Annotated in this window: 15 protein-coding genes; 3 read left to right on the top strand and 12 right to left on the bottom strand. The window is 68.7% G+C overall.

The genetic code is table 11. From position 1 onward, the window contains the following. Window positions 1-83 precede the first annotated feature (83 nt). The 12 genes from tsaD to AC07YZ_RS06970 all read right to left on the bottom strand — a co-directional run bounded on the left by tsaD (window position 84) and on the right by AC07YZ_RS06970 (window position 10,999). Window positions 84-1,178 carry a tRNA (adenosine(37)-N6)-threonylcarbamoyltransferase complex transferase subunit TsaD gene (gene tsaD / locus AC07YZ_RS07025; RefSeq protein WP_494794239.1) on the bottom strand — a complete coding sequence of 365 codons (1,095 nt, stop codon included), beginning with the start codon at window positions 1,176-1,178 and terminating at the stop codon, window positions 84-86. 37 nt (window positions 1,179-1,215) lie between these two features. Continuing rightward, entirely contained in the window at window positions 1,216-1,491 is a 276-nt protein-coding gene (locus AC07YZ_RS07020; protein ID WP_494794238.1) for a cytochrome C oxidase subunit IV family protein, read from the bottom strand. An 11-nt stretch (window positions 1,492-1,502) separates the two neighbouring features. Beyond that, window positions 1,503-2,069 carry a cytochrome c oxidase subunit 3 gene (locus AC07YZ_RS07015; protein ID WP_494794237.1) on the bottom strand — a complete coding sequence of 189 codons (567 nt, stop codon included), beginning with the start codon at window positions 2,067-2,069 and terminating at the stop codon, window positions 1,503-1,505. A gap of 176 nt (window positions 2,070-2,245) precedes the next feature. After that, window positions 2,246-3,859: a cytochrome D1 domain-containing protein gene (locus tag AC07YZ_RS07010; RefSeq protein ID WP_494794236.1), complete on the bottom strand. Its 1,614-nt coding sequence runs from the start codon at window positions 3,857-3,859 to the stop codon at window positions 2,246-2,248. Further along, window positions 3,852-5,129: a heme d1 biosynthesis radical SAM protein NirJ gene (nirJ, locus tag AC07YZ_RS07005; RefSeq protein WP_494794235.1), complete on the bottom strand. Its 1,278-nt coding sequence runs from the start codon at window positions 5,127-5,129 to the stop codon at window positions 3,852-3,854. The genes AC07YZ_RS07010 and nirJ overlap by 8 nt, the downstream gene beginning before the upstream one ends. Before the next feature lie 15 nt (window positions 5,130-5,144). Continuing rightward, window positions 5,145-5,627 (bottom strand): siroheme decarboxylase subunit beta, encoded by a 483-nt coding sequence (gene ahbB, locus AC07YZ_RS07000; RefSeq protein WP_494794234.1) that lies wholly within the window; start codon window positions 5,625-5,627, stop codon window positions 5,145-5,147. Next, entirely contained in the window at window positions 5,614-6,114 is a 501-nt protein-coding gene (locus AC07YZ_RS06995) for an Lrp/AsnC family transcriptional regulator (RefSeq protein ID WP_494794233.1), read from the bottom strand. Before AC07YZ_RS06995 ends, ahbB (AC07YZ_RS07000) begins: the two co-directional genes overlap by 14 nt. Then, entirely contained in the window at window positions 6,098-7,108 is a 1,011-nt protein-coding gene (gene ahbB / locus AC07YZ_RS06990; protein WP_494794232.1) for a siroheme decarboxylase subunit beta, read from the bottom strand. Before ahbB (AC07YZ_RS06990) ends, AC07YZ_RS06995 begins: the two co-directional genes overlap by 17 nt. Window positions 7,109-7,177: 69 nt before the next feature. Then, entirely contained in the window at window positions 7,178-8,452 is a 1,275-nt protein-coding gene (locus AC07YZ_RS06985; protein ID WP_494794231.1) for a cytochrome D1 domain-containing protein, read from the bottom strand. Next, window positions 8,449-8,793 carry a c-type cytochrome gene (locus AC07YZ_RS06980; RefSeq protein WP_494794230.1) on the bottom strand — a complete coding sequence of 115 codons (345 nt, stop codon included), beginning with the start codon at window positions 8,791-8,793 and terminating at the stop codon, window positions 8,449-8,451. The genes AC07YZ_RS06985 and AC07YZ_RS06980 overlap by 4 nt, the downstream gene beginning before the upstream one ends. Window positions 8,794-8,803: 10 nt before the next feature. Beyond that, the gene (locus AC07YZ_RS06975) at window positions 8,804-9,118 is read right to left on the bottom strand and encodes a c-type cytochrome (RefSeq protein WP_494794229.1); all 315 of its coding nucleotides are present in this window, start codon (window positions 9,116-9,118) and stop codon (window positions 8,804-8,806) included. 159 nt (window positions 9,119-9,277) lie between these two features. Further along, a complete protein-coding gene (locus tag AC07YZ_RS06970) occupies window positions 9,278-10,999 on the bottom strand; it encodes a cytochrome D1 domain-containing protein (RefSeq protein ID WP_494794228.1) in 1,722 nt (573 codons plus the stop codon). 212 nt (window positions 11,000-11,211) lie between these two features. Here AC07YZ_RS06970 and cobA point away from each other — a divergent pair, with 212 nt between their 5' ends. From cobA to AC07YZ_RS06955, 3 genes are all read left to right on the top strand, one after another. Further along, a complete protein-coding gene (gene cobA, locus AC07YZ_RS06965; protein ID WP_494794227.1) occupies window positions 11,212-12,060 on the top strand; it encodes a uroporphyrinogen-III C-methyltransferase in 849 nt (282 codons plus the stop codon). A 96-nt stretch (window positions 12,061-12,156) separates the two neighbouring features. Then, window positions 12,157-13,428, top strand: a complete 1,272-nt coding sequence (locus tag AC07YZ_RS06960; RefSeq protein ID WP_494794561.1) for a nitrate- and nitrite sensing domain-containing protein — start codon at window positions 12,157-12,159, stop codon at window positions 13,426-13,428. A 374-nt stretch (window positions 13,429-13,802) separates the two neighbouring features. Further along, window positions 13,803-15,089 carry a CmpA/NrtA family ABC transporter substrate-binding protein gene (locus AC07YZ_RS06955; RefSeq protein WP_494794226.1) on the top strand — a complete coding sequence of 429 codons (1,287 nt, stop codon included), beginning with the start codon at window positions 13,803-13,805 and terminating at the stop codon, window positions 15,087-15,089. Window positions 15,090-15,142: the final 53 nt, after the last annotated feature.

The following is a 15,142-nucleotide window of genomic DNA, read 5'->3' as shown; positions in this document are numbered from 1 at the left end:
CAGGCCTGTCACCAAGGCGACAGGCCTGCGCAGTCTAATTCATAATTACAGAGACTACCCCACCCGGGTATTTCGGGCATTTTTCAGAGGGCGGTGATGGCGAGTTCCGACAGCGGCCAGCGGGGCCGGACGTCGAAGCGGTAGGCCGCAGCGCCGCCACCCGGCGCCAGCAGCCCGGCCTGCACACGCAGGCCGGCGGCCAGCGCGATCATGGCGCCGTTGTCGGTGCACAGGTGCAGCTCCGGGTAGTGCACGCGCACGTTCTGGCGCTGGCAGGCGGCGTTGAGCTGCTCGCGCAGCAGCGCGTTGGCGCCCACCCCACCGGCCACCACCAGACGGCGCAGGCCGGTGGATCCGATCGCCGAGAGCGATTTCTTCACCAGCACGTCCACGATGGCGGCCTGCACGCTGGCGGCCACGTCGGCCTTTTGCGCCACGTCGAGCGCCTGCGCCAGCTGCGGCGTGGCCGGCCCCTCGGGCCGCGCGTGGGCCAGCCGCTTCACCTGGGTCAGCACCGCCGTTTTCAGGCCCGCGAACGAAAAGTCCAGATCCCCGCTGTGCAGCAGGGGGCGCGGGAACTTGTAGGCCAGCGGGTTGCCCTCCAGGGCCAGCCGGGCCAGCGCCGGCCCGCCCGGGTAACCCAGCCCCAACAGCTTGGCCGATTTGTCAAAGGCCTCGCCCGCGGCATCGTCAATGGTTTCGCCCAGCAGCTCGTAGCGGCCCACGCCGTCCACCCGCATCAGCTGGGTGTGGCCGCCAGACACCAGCAGGGCCACGAACGGGAACCGCGGTGGATCGGCGCTGAGAAACGGCGACAGCAGATGGCCTTCGAGGTGGTGCACGCCCATCACCGGTTTGCCCAGCGCCATGCCCATGGCACACGCCACGCCGGAGCCCACCAGCAGGGCGCCGGCCAGGCCCGGCCCGCGCGTGTAGGCCACCGCGTCCACCGCCGACAGCGGCAGGCCGGCCTGCGCCAGCACCTCGTCGGTGAGCGGCAGCACGCGGCGGATGTGGTCGCGGCTGGCGAGTTCGGGCACCACGCCGCCATAGGCCTGGTGCATCTCGATCTGGCTGTGCAGCGCGTGGCCGAGCAGGCGCGGTGTGTCGTGGCCGCTGGCGTCGACCAGGGCCACGCCGGTTTCGTCGCAGGACGATTCGATTCCCAAAATCAGCATGGCGGAAGTGTACGGGGCGGGCTCCGAAGCGGGCCGTTCAGGGGCGCGGCAACAGGCTGGCCAGCAGCACCAGCGCGATCACCACCGCCAGCCAGCCCAGCACCGCGCGCCGCCACAGGGCGGGCGCGTGGCGCAGCTCCATGTAGTCGAGCGCGATCAGCGCACCCTTGAGCACGGCCAGCGCCAGCACCGCCAGCGTGGCGGCCTGCCCGAGATGGCCCTGCGTCAGGGCGGCGCCCTCCCCCAGCCACCAGCTCAGGCCGGTGGCCAGCACGAGCACGAGGGCGATGAGGTCGACGCGGGTGGGTTTCATCTTTGCGGCCATCAACGGATCACGTACACCAGCGGAAACAGCACCATCCACAGCAGGTCCACCATGTGCCAGAACACAGCGCCCGAAGCCGGCGCCATGTGGTTGGCCGGGCCGTACACGCCCGAGCGCGCGTTCCACCACAGCAGCGCGAAGATCACGGCGCCCACCACCACGTGCAGGAAATGAAAGCCGGTCAGCAGGGTGTACAGCACGGTGAAGCTGTCCGTGGCCCAGTCGAACCCGGCGCCCAGCTTGCCGGCGAACTCGTGGCCCTTGACGACCAGAAACCCCAGCGCGCCGCCCAGGGCCACCAGCAGCCAGCGCGCACCGGCCACGCGGTGGTCTCGCTGGAACGCACCCACGGCCCGCACCGCGGCCCAGCTCGCCGCCACCAGCAAGACCGTGTTGAGCGCCCCGGTGGACAGGTCCAAGCCCGCCTGCCCCTGCGCGAACACCACCGGCTCACGCCAGCGCGCCATGGCGAACGAGACGAACAGCAGGCCAAAGGCCAGCAACTCGGCCAACACCAGCAGCCAGACCATGCCGTCACCGGCCAGGCGCAGGGGGAGCGGTCCCACCTCCGAAACGTGTGCCTCGTCCACGCTTCCCAGGGATGGCGCAGCCGACCCAGTCAGCGGACACGCTTCCGGAGCGCGTGCCCCGCCCAGGGCAGCCGTGGAACCGGCTTCGCCGGGCCACAGGCTGCGTCCCCCTCCCGCAGGAGAGGGGGAAGCCGCGCAGCGGCGCAGGGGGTTCAATGCGACGTGCCTTCCGAGCGCGTGATCTTGTTCCATACGTTGTACTTGCCCACCGGCTTGCTCATGGGCAGGCGCTTGATTTCCTTGAAGGTGGCGGCGTCAAAGACGATCAGCGCGCCGTCCATCTCCCACACGCTGGCCAGCGCGTACCGGCCATCCTTGGTGAACTCGATGTGGGCCAGCGTCTTGCCGGGTTCGCGCACGCTGGCCACGGGTTGCAGCGTGGTCTTGTCGATGATGGTCAGGGTGTCCTTGGCGGTCGGGCTCATCATCGAATCGGTCCAGGCGAAGCGACTGCTTTCATGGCTGCGCATGAAGAAACCGGGGCCGGGTGTGGGAATGGTGGCGACCGGTTTCCAGGTCTTCATGTCGATCACGTCGATGGCCCCACCCTTGAGGTTGGGACTCGCCAGCACCGTGCTGCCGTTCCAGGCGAAGGTGATGCCCGAGCCCAGGTGGGGCATGCCGGCGATGGGCAGGTCGGCGATTCTGCGGCGCGCGTCGAGGTTGACGACCTGGGCGGTGGCGGCGCCTTCGCCAGTCTTGGGTCTGGTCGCTCCCAGCGCGTGGCGGTAGCTCTGGTCGAAGAAAAAGTCGTCCAGCGGTTCGTCCAGCGGCGTGCGGCGCACGCCCAGGAAGCCGGGCTTGGCAATGCCCTCCCCCATCTTGTAGTCGTGCACGTAGCCGTCGTAGATCGGCGCGGCCTTGGGGTCGTAGGAAATTTCCCAGAGTTCTGGGATGTCCTTCAACGCGACCACGAAGCTGTTGCGCGGCGTGGCGTCGTACACGGCCGAGACGCGCGAGGTCTGCTTGCCGTCCAGCGTGGCCGCCGCGTAGGTCTTCTGCAGGTTCAGGTCGGCGTCGAACAGCGCCACGCTGTGCGGCAGGTAGTTGGCGGCCATGACCCACTTCCCGTCGCCGCTCACCGCGACGTTGCGCATGTTGAGCCCCGCGCGCACCTCGGCCACCACGCGCAGGCGCCAGAGGTCGTATTTGGTGATCCAGCCGTCGCGCGAACCGAAGAACACGTAACGCCCATCGGGCGTGAATTTGGGGCCGCCGTGCAACGCGAAGCGGCTGGGGAAGCGGGTGATGACCTCGAACCTGTCGCCGTCGAGCAGGCTGATGTGGTGGTCGCCGCCCTCCACCACCACGAACAGGTTCATGGGGTCGGCGCTCCACAGCGGCTTCGCCGGTTCGCCCGCGGGCGCGGGGTTGAAGCTGCGTGAGGCGCGGATGTCGGCCTCGGTCCACACGGGCGCGGGCGACACCGGGGTGCGGATGTGCGCGGCCAGCGCGGCGATGTCGGCGGCACTGAGTTGGTCGGCAAAGCCCGGCATCTGCGTGGCGGTGCGACCCTGCGTGATGACCTTCAGCGCTTCGGCCGGGCGCAGGCGCTCCAGGCTCTCGGGCAGCAGCGCCGGCCCCATGAGCCCCGTGCGCTGCTCGCCGTGGCAGATGGCGCAGTGCTGGCCGTAGAGCGCGGTGGCGTTGGGCGCCGTCTGCGCACTCGCCATGTCCAGACCCATCCAGAACAGGCCCAGCACCAGCGTGGCGCGGGCGAGGTTGGCCAGTGTTTCCACGGCGCGCCGCTTGATCGCATCAGACATGGCGGTTCTCCTGCTGCAGGATGTGCACCTTGCGGAACGGCGTGAGCGCGAGCCGGTCCGCGTCGCTGCCGGCCACGGCGCCGATCTCTTCGTCGGTGAGGTAACAGCCCGGGTCTTCGGCCCAGGGGTTGCCGGTGAGCTGCTGGGCACGCGTGCGGGTGTTGCCGCCGCAGAGGGCGAAGTGCTGGCAGGTCGCGCAGCGGCCTTGCACCGGGCGGGGAAACGCCTTCAGACCCGCCATCAGCGGTTCGCTGGTGTCGCTCCAGATCTGCGAGAACGGGCGCTGGCGCACGTCGCCGATGGTGTGGTGCCACCACATGGTGTCGGGGTGCACCTGGCCGAGGTTGTCGATGTTGGCCACGTTGACGCCGCTGCTGTTGCCGCCCCAGGCCACCAGGCGTTCGCGCAGCGCGTCGGCCCAACGCGGGTAGCGGGCCTGCACCCACTGCAGCAGGTAGGGGCCGTCGGCGTCGTTGTTGCCGGTCACGTACTCCTCGTCCAGACACCGGCAGGCGGCGTCCCAGGCGCGCTCGAAGAGCCGATCCAGCGCGTCGCGGGTGGCGAGGTGCTGCGCATCCTGGCCGCGGTGGATGTTGCCGCGGCCGGCGTAGTTGAGGTGTGAGAAATAGAACTTGTCCACCCGCTCGCTGCGCATCAGGTCCAGCAGGGGCGCGAAGTCGTGCGCGTTGAGCGCGGTCATGGTGTAGCGCAGCCCCACCTTCACGCCGCGCTCGCGCAGCAGGCGCACGGCGGCCAGGCTGCGGTCAAAGGCGCCACCCTGTCGGCGGAACCGGTCGTGCGTCTCGCGCAGGCCGTCCAGGCTGATGCCCACGTAGTCGAAGCCCGTCGCGGCGATGCGGTCGGCCATGGGGGCGTCGATCAGCGTGCCGTTGGTGGACAGGCCGGTGTAGAAGCCCATGGCGCGCGAGCGGTGGGCGATGTCGAAGATGTCGGGCCGCATCAGCGGCTCGCCACCGGAGAGGATGAGCACCGGCACGCGAAAGGCCTTGAGGTCGTCCATCACGGTCACGACTTCGTTCCAGCTCAGCTCACCGGCGTATTCGTGGTCGGCGGAGAGCGCGTAGCAGTGTTTGCAGGTGAGGTTGCAACGGCGGATGAGGTTCCAAATGACCACGGGACCAGGCCGTTGACCCGCCGCCACACCGGCGTCCTTGCCGGGCTGCTGGCGCACGCGCGGCGCGGGTGTCGGGTAGCGGCCGGTGTGTTCGGCTTCGGCGATCTCGCGCATGTACTGGCTGATGCGAAACATGGTGAGGCTTTCGTTTCAGGAGTCGGTCAACCGCAGGCCTGTCTTTTTCAGGATCGCGGTCGAATAAAGGATGTCGCGCGCACGGCAGGCATCGCCCAGCAGGGCGGCGATCTCTTGCGCCTGCTGTTCCACCTCGTCGCGCGAGCGGCCGTGCAGCATGGCGAACAGGTTGTAGGGCCAGACCGGAAGACGGCGCGGGCGGCGGTAGCAGTGGCTCACGCCGGGCAGCAGACCGATGCGTTCGCCGAGGGCATCGACCACGTCGTCGGCCACGTCCCACACGCTCATGCCGTTGGCGGTGAAACCCAGGCGGTAGTGGTTGGGCACGGCGCCGATGCGGCGGATCAGGCCGGCTTCCAGCATGGCTTGCAGGCGCTCGCGCACCTGCTCGCCGCTGATGCCCAGCGTGGCGCCCACGGTTTCATAGGGCCGCGGCACCAGCGGCAGGCCGGACTGGGTGGCGCGGATCAGGCGGCGGTCGAGTTCATCGAGGGCCATGGGCGCCTCCCTCGAACAGGGGCAGTTTCAGTTCCACGAAGAACTCGCGCTCTTTGGGGAAGGCGTACACCGGCAAACCGGTTACCGCTTCGATGCGGGCGACCATGGGATCGATCTGCCCGGCCGACTCGACCGCCAGCACGAACCACATGTTGAGCGGCGTGGCGCCGGGCTGGCCTGGGTGGGCCGATTCGCGGCGGTAGTTGTGCGCCACCTCGGCCATGCCGTCCAACTGCTTGGCGACGGCGTCGAAGCGCTCTTCGGGCACGGCCATCGCGGCCAGCACGAAGCGGCCACCGGCGCGTTCGATCTGGAACAGCGGGCCGAAGCGGGTCAGGTCGCCCTGCGACAGCAGGCGCTGCAGGCGCTGAATCACTTCGTCTTCGCTGCTGCCGAGCTCGGCGGCCACGTCGGCAAAGGGCCGGTCGCTGAGCGGGAAACCGCCGTGCAGGAAGCCGACCAGGCGGGCGTCATCCGGCGACAGCATGGGGCACCTCCTGTGGGGCCAACGGCAGCGCGCGAAAGCGGTGTGCGCCGGTCTGCTTGAAGCGGCGGGTGGAAAACAGCACAGCGTGCCGGTGCCCGGCCAACCCCGCGGCGGGCACCACGCGGTCGATCACGCGCTGCACCACGGCGCGGTCGGTGCCGTGCACCATGCCGTACAGGTTGTAGGGCCACTGCGGCGCGCGCTCGCGCCGGTAGGCCAGGGTCACGCCGGGCTGGCGCGCCAGCGCCTCGCCGCAGGCGTCCACCAGCGCGTCGGGCACGTCGAACACGGTCATGGCGTTGGCGGCAAAACCCAGCTCGTGGTGCCGCACCACGACGCCGAAGCGCTTGAGGGTGCCGGCGTCCAGCCAGTGCTGCAGCGTGTAGAGCACGTCCACCACGGAACGGCCGGTGGCTTCGGCCCAGGCGTCGAACGGGCGGGAGGTGATGGGCAGGCCCGCTTCCACCCGCGCGGCCAGCGCTTGGTCGGCCGCCGCGATGGGCTCGGCGTGGGCCACGTGCTGCACCCGCATGGGCATCAAGGCGGTGGTGTGGCGCAGATCGAAGCCAAGGTCGATGCGGTAGGCGCGCTGCATGCGCAGACGCAGCGCGGGCAGGCCGGTGGCGCGCTCCAGCGACAACACGGCCGCTTCCACGGCGGCAGCGTCGCGCCCGGTCATGACGAACCAGAGGTTGAATCCGTGCTCGCGTTCGTAGTTGTGGTTCACGCCCGGGTGGGCCGACACGGTGGCCGCGACCTCGTGCAATCGGTCGTGGGGCACCGCCATCGCCGCCAGCAGGGCAGCGCCGCCGGCCCCGGGCGCGAACACGCCGCCAATGCGGCTGATGGCGCCCGCGCGCTGCAGCCGTTCGCAGGCCGCGAGCACGTCCGCCTCGCGCAGGTCCAGCGCCTGGGCCATGTGCGCAAACGGATCGCGCACCAGCGGGAAGCCGTGTTGCCAGGGGTTGAGCAGAGCGAGGTCACCCGCGTTCACTGGACTACCCTCCGTGCTGCGCACTGCGGGGCTGAGCGCCTTCGGAACGGCCGGGCGGCGCTCATGGCTCTAGAACCCCACCCGCGCGGCGCGCGCGGTGAAGAAGATGCCGCTGGGCGCGGGCACGTCGAGCCGGGCGCGGGTGGCGAAGCTCTGTGTGTCGATGACGCTCACGCGGTTGTCGTCGCGGCTGCTGATCCACACCGCTTCGCCGCGCGGCGTGAACTCCATGTGCAGCACCGCCTTGCCGGGCTCCAGCGTTCGCACGATCTGCTGGCTCTGGGTGTCGATGACCTGAACGCGGTGGTAGTCGGGCACGGCGAAGTTCACCCACACCTGGCGCCCGTCGGGCCGCGCCATCACGAACACCGGTTGACCGGCCACGGGGATGCGGCCCACCTCGGCCCAGGTCTCGGTGTCCACCACCAGCACCTCGTGGCGGCCGATGGCGGGCAGGTAGGCGCGGCGCCCGGCCACGGCCCAGCCGCGCAGGTGCGGCATCTTGTAGACCGGCAGCGGCTCCTGGCCCTTGCCGTAGCCGCCGAGGATGCGCCGGACCTTGGGCTGACAAGGAAACGCCGGGCCGCCCCAAGTTTCCTTGCCCCCCTCGGGGGGCGGGCTGGGCGCAGCCCTGACCTGGGGGCAATCTTCTGCCCACAGGTCCAACTGGGCCAGCCCGTCTTCGCCGAACAGGCCGGCGATGTAGTGGCGGCCGTTGGGCGTGACCAGCGCGTCGTAGGGCTGGCGGCCGATGGCCTCGAATTTCTGTGTCTGGGGATGCTTCGGGTCCGAACAGTCGCTGACCCAGATCGCGTTGGCGTCGAACAGGCTGTAGGCGAAACGGCGGCCGGGCAGATCGACCAGGCCGACCACGCGCGACCGTTTTCCAGGGGCGTACTCGGCCGGAATATCGGCCAGCAGCTCCAGCGTGCGCGCGTCGAACACCTTCACGCCGCCGGGCGTGTAGTTCTGCGCCGCCACCAGCGTGCCGTCGGCGCTGATGGCGCCACCGATCGAGTTGCCGGCTTGCATGACGCGGCGCGTGATGCGCCGCTCCAGCAGGTTGACCTGCGTGAGGCCGCCGTCACGCCCGAACACGTAGGCGAACAGGCCGTCGCGCGAGAACACCACCGAGGCGTGCGACAGGTCGCCCAGGCCGGGCACCTCGCCGATCAACGCCTGCGCCGTGGTGTCCACCAGGTAGAGCGTGCCGTTGGCGCGGCCGATGACCACGCCGAGGTCGCCGGTGCCACGCAAGACGGGCGTGGCGCAACCCGCCAGACCGCCGAGCGCGGCGAAAGAAGACAGGGTGGCCGCAGCGGCCAGCCATTCACGGCGCTTCATGGTGCTTTCACCATTTCTTCAGGAAAGCCCTGGAGCAGGCGTTGTGCGATCCAGCGCGCCTCGGGCTCGCTAAGCATCGCCCGCCAGGGCGGCATGGGGGTACCCGGCCGGCCGTGAAAGATCACAGCGGCCAGGCTGTCCAGAGGAACATCGGCCAAGGCCTCGCGCGTCAGCGCCGGTCCCAGACCACCGGTCAGGCGCATGCCGTGGCACGAGCCGCAGTCCTGCCGCACCATGCGCACCAGCTCGCGCGAACGCGATGCATCGGGTGTGGTCTGTGCCAGGGCCAGCACAGGCCCCAGCAGCAGTGCGGACAGGACAACGGCGAAGCGCACGGTCATGCCTTCCGCATCAGGACTTCAGGATCACCGCGATGGCGTCCTTCAGGTCGCCATCGCCGATCTTGTCCGCCCCGTTGGGCGACATGGGGATCGGACCAAACACCCCCGAGCCGCCCTTGCGGACCTTCTCGAACAGCTTGGCCGCCACGTCCTGCCCCTTGTACTTGGCCGCAATGTCCTTGAACGCAGGACCGACCAGCTTCTTGTCCTTGGCATGGCAGGCCATGCAACCGGACTTGGTCAGGGCCGCCTCGCCGTCAGCAAAAGCAGCGCCGGACGTCAGCGCGAACGCCGCCATCACAGCAGCAGAAAGAAGAGATTTCATGGAATTCTCCAGATGAAAGAGGAAACAACCCAACAACGAAGTGACTTCATCCAGGGGCCCCGTGGAACCGGCTTCGCCGGGCCACAGGGGCCGTCCCCCCTCGAAGCGCCGCAGGCGCGCCACGGAGGGGGGAAGCCGCGTCAGCGGCGCAGGGGGGAGTTAGTACACATCGTGTTGGGTGTTATGCACGTTGAAGTGCCCCGTCGGCGTGATCAGGCGCGGGTCCTTGATCACGGCCTTGAGCTTGAGCGTCTTGTCGTCGACGATGACCAGCGCGCTCTCCTTGTTCTTGGCGCTCCACACCGAGAACCACACCTCGTCGCCCGCCTTGTTGAACTCGGGCTGCACGACGCGCTTGGCGCCGTCGTCCTTGATGCCCGCCCACTCGGCGATCGGCAGCACGACAAACCCCTTTTCGAGGTTGTTGATGTCGTACACCGCGACCGATTGCGAGAGCTTCGGGTCGGGGTTCAGCGGCGTGTCCGAGTACAGGTGCTGGCTCTTCGGGTGGCTCTTGATGAACAGCGCACCGCCGCCCTGGCCGGCGAGCGTCTGCACCACCTTCCAGGCGTTCTTCGGGTGCTTGACCGGGTCGGTGCCGATGAGCGAGATGGTCTCGTCGCCCAGGTGGCCGGTGGACCACACGGGGCCGAACTTCGGGTGCACGAAGTTCGCACCGCGGCCGGGGTGCGGGATCTTGCCCACGTCGATCAGCTGGGTGAGCTTGCCTTCCTTCAGGTCCACCGCCGCAATCTTGTTGCTGTTGTTGGCCGCCACCATGAAGTAGCGCTTGGTGGAGTCCAGGCCGCCGTCGTGCAGGAAGCGCGCGGTGCCGATGGTGGTGACCTTGAGCGCGTCGATGTTCGAGTAATCCACCAGCAGGGTCTGCCCGGTTTCCTTCACGTTCACGACGAACTCGGGCTTGTAGTGGCTGCCGACGATGGAGGCCACGCGCGGTTCGGGGTGGTATTCCTGCTTGTCGACCGTCATGCCACGGGTGGCCACGATCTTCAGCGGCTCCAGCGTGTCGCCGTTCATGATCACGAACTGGGGCGGCCAGTACGAACCGGCGATGGCGTACTTGTCTTCAAAGCCCTTGTACTTGCTGGTTTCCACCGAGCGCGCTTCCAGGCCGGTGCGGATCTCGGCCACGTTGTCGGGCAGCTCCATCCACAGGTCGATCATGTTGATCTTGGCGTCGCGCCCGATCACGAACAAATAGCGGCCCGAGGCCGACAGGCGCGAGATGTGCACCGCGTAGCCGGTCTTGACGATGTTGATGATCTTCTTGGTGTCGCCGTCGATCAGCGCCACTTCGCCCGTGTCCCGCAGCGTGGTGCTGAAGATGTTGGTGATGTTGAAGTTGTTCATCTTCTTGGTCGGCCGCTTCTCCGGCGGCACGATCACCTTCCAGGTCGCCTTCATCTGCTCCATGCCGAACTCGGGCGGGGTTGGCGGCTCGTGCTGGATGTAGCGCGCCATCATGTCCACCTCTTTTTCGCTCATCTCGCCGCTGGTCTGCCAGTTCGGCATGCCGGCCGGCGAGCCGTAGGCGATGAAGACCTTGAGGTAGTCGGTGCCCTTGCCCACCGTGATGTCGGGCGTGAGCGGCTTGCCGGTGGCGCCCTTGCGCAGCACGCCGTGGCAGCCCGCGCAGCGCTCGAAATACACCTTGCGCGCCACATCGAACTCGGCCTGCGTCATGGGCGGCGCCTTGGGGTTCACGCTCTGCACCATGGGCTCGGCGCCCATGGGCGAGCTGCCCGCCTGGTAGTTGGCCTCGGGCTGGCTGACGCCCTTTTTGTCCTGCGCGTGCAGGGCGCCGGCAACCAGCATGGCCGCCATCGCGAGCGAGCTCAGGATGATCTTGGTGGGTTTCATGGGTTTTTTCTCTCCGTCTCGGATCAGCTGTGGATGTGGCCCTCTGCCCTCCAGGGGTGTCAGACCCGCTCGCCTGGCTGCTGTCCATCGCCGGTCAACGAGCTGCATGCATCGTCGGACGGTGTGCGCGCCTTGTCCTTGAACTGGTTCAAGGACTCAGGGTTTACCCCCAAGAACAATGGGTGGCACACACATAACAAGGAGAGAACCCCATGAGCGTGATGGAACACGGCCACTGGCTGGCCCCGGGCTGGCCCGGGGCCGGCGCCGCCGACAACGACCGCCCCCCCGGCCTGGTGACGCTGGTGGGCGCCGGCCCCGGCGACCCCGAGCTGCTCACCCTGAAAGCGGTGAAGGCCCTGCAGGCCGCGAAGCTGGTGCTGTACGACCACCTGGTGAGCCCGGCCGTGCTGGACTTCCTGCCGCCCGACGCCGACCGCGTGTACGTGGGCAAGGAGTCGTCACACCACACCCTGCCCCAGGCCTCGATCATCGAACTCATGCTGCGGCTCGCGCGCAGCGGGCGCGCGGTGCTGCGCCTCAAGGGCGGCGACGGCTACATCTTCGGCCGCGGCGGCGAAGAGGCCCAGGCGCTGGCCGCGGCCGGCATCCCCTTCACCGTGGTCCCCGGCCTCACCGCCGCGCAGGGCGCCGCCGCCTCGGTGGGCATACCGCTCACCCACCGCGACCACGCCTGCGCGCTCGTGCTGGCCACCGGCCACACGCGCGACGCGCGCGGCCTCGACATGGACTGGCCCATGCTCGCCCGTCCCCGCCAGACCGTGGTGCTTTATATGGGCGTCCACAACCTGCCCGAGATCTGCCGCCAGCTGATCGCCCACGGCCTGCCGGCGCACACCCCGGCCGCGCTGGTGGAAAAAGCCACCCTGCCCGAGGAGCGCTGCATCACCGGCACCCTGGCCGACCTGCCCCAGCTCGCGCTGGCCCATGGCGTGAAGCCGCCGGCCCTCATCGTGGTGGGTGGTGTGGTGGGCCTGCGCGCCCAGCTCGCGCCCCCACCCGCCCGCCAGCAGGCGCCCCTGGCCACGGCCTTGGGCTGACAAACCTGGCGCCCGCACCGGGCGCGACCGGTCCGCACCGTGGTGGGGCACGAATATTGCTGCACCCCGCTTTGCATGACCCCCACCGCCCTGCCCCTGAAATCGGGCCTCAATTTCCTCATCGCCGCCAAGCGCTGCGAGATCGACGCCCTGCGCCAGCTCTCGCTCACCAGCGCGCTGGTGAACGTGACCGGCCGGCTGATCCACGGCCTGCAGCGCGAGCGTGGGCTGTCCAACCTGTTTCTGGGCTCGCAGGGCACCCGCTTCGCCGAGCCGCGCCAGCAGCAGATCGCCGACTGCCAGGCCACCGAAGCCGAGCTGCGCCGCTGCTTCGACAGCCTGGACACCCAGGCCGCGCACCTGGGCCACGGCGCGCGCCTGTTCAGCCGCATCGCCTACGCGCTGCAGGGGCTGGACGCCCTGCCCGCCCTGCGCGAGCGCATCGACACCCAGGCCTGGACGGCACGCGAATCCACCGAAGCCCTGGTGCGCCTGATCGCCGCCCTGCTGGCGGTGGTGTTCGAAGCCGCCGACAGCGCCAGCGACCCCGCCATCTCGCGCCAGCTGGTGGCCCTGTTCAACTTCATGCAGGGCAAGGAATTCGCCGGCCAGGAGCGCGCCACGGGCTCGGCCCTGTTCGCCAGCGGCCTGGCCAGCGGTGCCGAGCAGCAGCGCCTGCTGCACCTGATCGACTCGCAGGAGCGCTGCCTGCAGGTGTTCAAGGAATTCGCCAGCGACGAGCTGGCCACGCTCTGGGCCAGCGCCGACCGCGACACCGTGTCCGCCCGCGCCGAACTCGAGCGCATGCGCCGCGTGCTGTGCACCGCCCCCCACGGCAGCGCGCTCGACGCCAACCAGAGCCAGCCCTGGTTCGACTGCTGCAGCCTGCGCATGGACCGCATGAAAACGGTGGAAGACCGGCTTGCCGACAGCCTGCAGCGCCTGTGCGAGCACAAGACCCAGGCCGCCCTGGCCGAGCTGCTGGCCTTCCAGAGCCTGCACCCCGCCGCCACCGAGCCGGCCGACGCACTCTCGTTCTTTCACGACCCGGTGCCCGAGCACGTGAGCGGGCCCGGCCCGGCGCAGGGCTACGGCGCGCAGCTCGACCGCTCCATCCTCGACCTGGTGCAGGACCAGGCGCGCCGCCTGCAGGCCATCAGCGACGAGCTCGACACCGTGCGCGCCAGCCTCAACGAGCGCAAGCTGGTGGAGCGCGCCAAGGGCCTGCTGATGGCGCACCGCAACCTGAGCGAAACCGAAGCCCACAAGACCCTGCGCCAGATGGCCATGAACCAGAACCGCCGCCTCATCGACGTGGCCGAAGCGGTGCTGTCCATGGCCGAGGTGTTGCCCGAACGGCGGCGCTGAAACCGGTGCGCACGGCGCTGCCGTGCTGCGGCGCACAAAACCCGTGCCCCCTCAGGGCCGATGCACCAAGCTGAAGCCCCCGCACCGGGTCCCCGCCCCTTCCAGCCCCGTTTCGCCGACATCCGGTGACGCCGAGAATCTCTTTTTTCCTTCAATAACAAAGATCTTTCCGTCGAACCGCTGCAGAACCCGAGACCTGGCACGGTCTCTGCTTAGTACTCAGCAACGGGACCTGCGCCAACGGCGGCGCAAACCCCGAAGTCTTCCCAGACACAGGACAACGGCGTCCATTTCCAGCCAGCGCAGCGCAGGCCAGGAAATGGGCGCCGTTTTGTTTTTGGCCACCGATTTTTTTCATCAGCAAGGAGTTGGACATGACCGCAGACACCACCACCCCGATCGCTGCCGCCAGCCCGGCCGACGCCGGCACCCCGGCCCAGGCCTCGCGCCGCGACTTCATCAAGAAGGGTGCGGCCACCGCCACCTTCTTTTCCACCCTGGGCCACAGCGGCGTCTGGGCCGCCGGCTCCGACGCGCCGGAAAAGACCGAGGTCAAGATCGGCTTCATCCCCCTGACCGACTGCGCCAGCGTGGTGATGGCGGCCGAACTCGGCCTGGACAAGAAATACGGCGTGAAGATCATCCCCACCAAGGAAGCCAGCTGGGCCGGTGTGCGCGACAAACTCGTCAACGGTGAGCTGGACTTCGCCCACGTGCTCTACGGCCTGATCTACGGCCTGCAGCTCGGCACCGCCGGGCCCAAGAAGGACATGGCCATCCTGATGAACCTGCAGCAGAACGGCCAGGCCATCACACTGTCGAAAAAGCTGGCGGAAAAAGGCGCCGTGGACGGCCCCTCGCTGGCCAAGCTGATGGCCACCGAGAAGCGCGAATACACCTTCGCCCAGACCTTCCCCACCGGCACCCACGCCATGTGGCTCTACTACTGGCTGGCCAGCGCCGGCATCGATCCGATGAAGGACGCGCGCGCCATCGTGGTGCCCCCGCCCCAGATGGTGGCCAACATGCGCGTGGGCAACATGGACGGCTTCTGCGTCGGCGAGCCCTGGAACCACCGCGCCATCATGGACGGCATCGGCATCACCGCCAACACCACGCAGGACATCTGGAAAGACCACCCCGAAAAGGTGCTGGGCACCACGGCCGATTTCGTCGCCAAGAACCCCAACACCGCGCGCGCCGTGACGGCCGCCATCCTGGAAGCCGGCAAGTGGATCGACGCCGGCCTGCAGAACAAGAACAAGATGGCCGAAACCATCGCCCAGCGCTCGTACGTGAACACCGGCGTGGACGCGATCAACCAGCGCATCCTGGGCCGCTACCAGAACGGCCTGGGCAAGACCTGGGACGACCCCAACCACATGAAGTTCTACAACGACGGTGCGGCGAACTTCCCCTACCTGTCCGACGGCATGTGGTTCCTCACCCAACACAAGCGCTGGGGCCTGCTCAAGAGCCACCCCGACTACCTGGCCGTGGCCAAGGCCGTCAACCGCATCGACATCTTCAAAGAGGCCGCCAGCGCCAGCAAGACATCGCTGCCCAAGTCCGAAATGCGCAGCGCCAAGTTCATCGACGGCGTGGTGTGGGACGGCAAGGACCCAGCGAAGTACGCCGACTCATTCAAGATCAAAGCTTGAGCTTTGATGCCCCCCGCGCCGGCCGTTGGCCGTCACCCCCCGGAGGGGGGCAA

This window comes from Hydrogenophaga sp. GW101-3F08 (assembly GCF_059424585.1).
Note: the sequence above shows the minus strand (reverse complement) of the source record. Positions and strands in the feature narration are given on the sequence as shown.

Excerpts from the sequence above, each read along its gene's own strand:
- tsaD (WP_494794239.1), bottom strand. The coding sequence starts at position 1,178 with ATGCTGATTTTGGGAATCGAATCGTCCTGCGACGAAACCGGCGTGGCC.
- AC07YZ_RS07020 (WP_494794238.1), bottom strand. The coding sequence starts at position 1,491 with ATGAAACCCACCCGCGTCGACCTCATCGCCCTCGTGCTCGTGCTGGCC.
- AC07YZ_RS07010 (WP_494794236.1), bottom strand. The coding sequence starts at position 3,859 with ATGTCTGATGCGATCAAGCGGCGCGCCGTGGAAACACTGGCCAACCTC.
- nirJ (WP_494794235.1), bottom strand. The coding sequence starts at position 5,129 with ATGTTTCGCATCAGCCAGTACATGCGCGAGATCGCCGAAGCCGAACAC.
- ahbB (WP_494794234.1), bottom strand. The coding sequence starts at position 5,627 with ATGGCCCTCGATGAACTCGACCGCCGCCTGATCCGCGCCACCCAGTCC.
- AC07YZ_RS06995 (WP_494794233.1), bottom strand. The coding sequence starts at position 6,114 with ATGCTGTCGCCGGATGACGCCCGCCTGGTCGGCTTCCTGCACGGCGGT.
- AC07YZ_RS06985 (WP_494794231.1), bottom strand. The coding sequence starts at position 8,452 with ATGAAGCGCCGTGAATGGCTGGCCGCTGCGGCCACCCTGTCTTCTTTC.
- AC07YZ_RS06980 (WP_494794230.1), bottom strand. The coding sequence starts at position 8,793 with ATGACCGTGCGCTTCGCCGTTGTCCTGTCCGCACTGCTGCTGGGGCCT.
- AC07YZ_RS06975 (WP_494794229.1), bottom strand. The coding sequence starts at position 9,118 with ATGAAATCTCTTCTTTCTGCTGCTGTGATGGCGGCGTTCGCGCTGACG.
- AC07YZ_RS06970 (WP_494794228.1), bottom strand. The coding sequence starts at position 10,999 with ATGAAACCCACCAAGATCATCCTGAGCTCGCTCGCGATGGCGGCCATG.
- cobA (WP_494794227.1), top strand. The coding sequence starts at position 11,212 with ATGAGCGTGATGGAACACGGCCACTGGCTGGCCCCGGGCTGGCCCGGG.
- AC07YZ_RS06955 (WP_494794226.1), top strand. The coding sequence starts at position 13,803 with ATGACCGCAGACACCACCACCCCGATCGCTGCCGCCAGCCCGGCCGAC.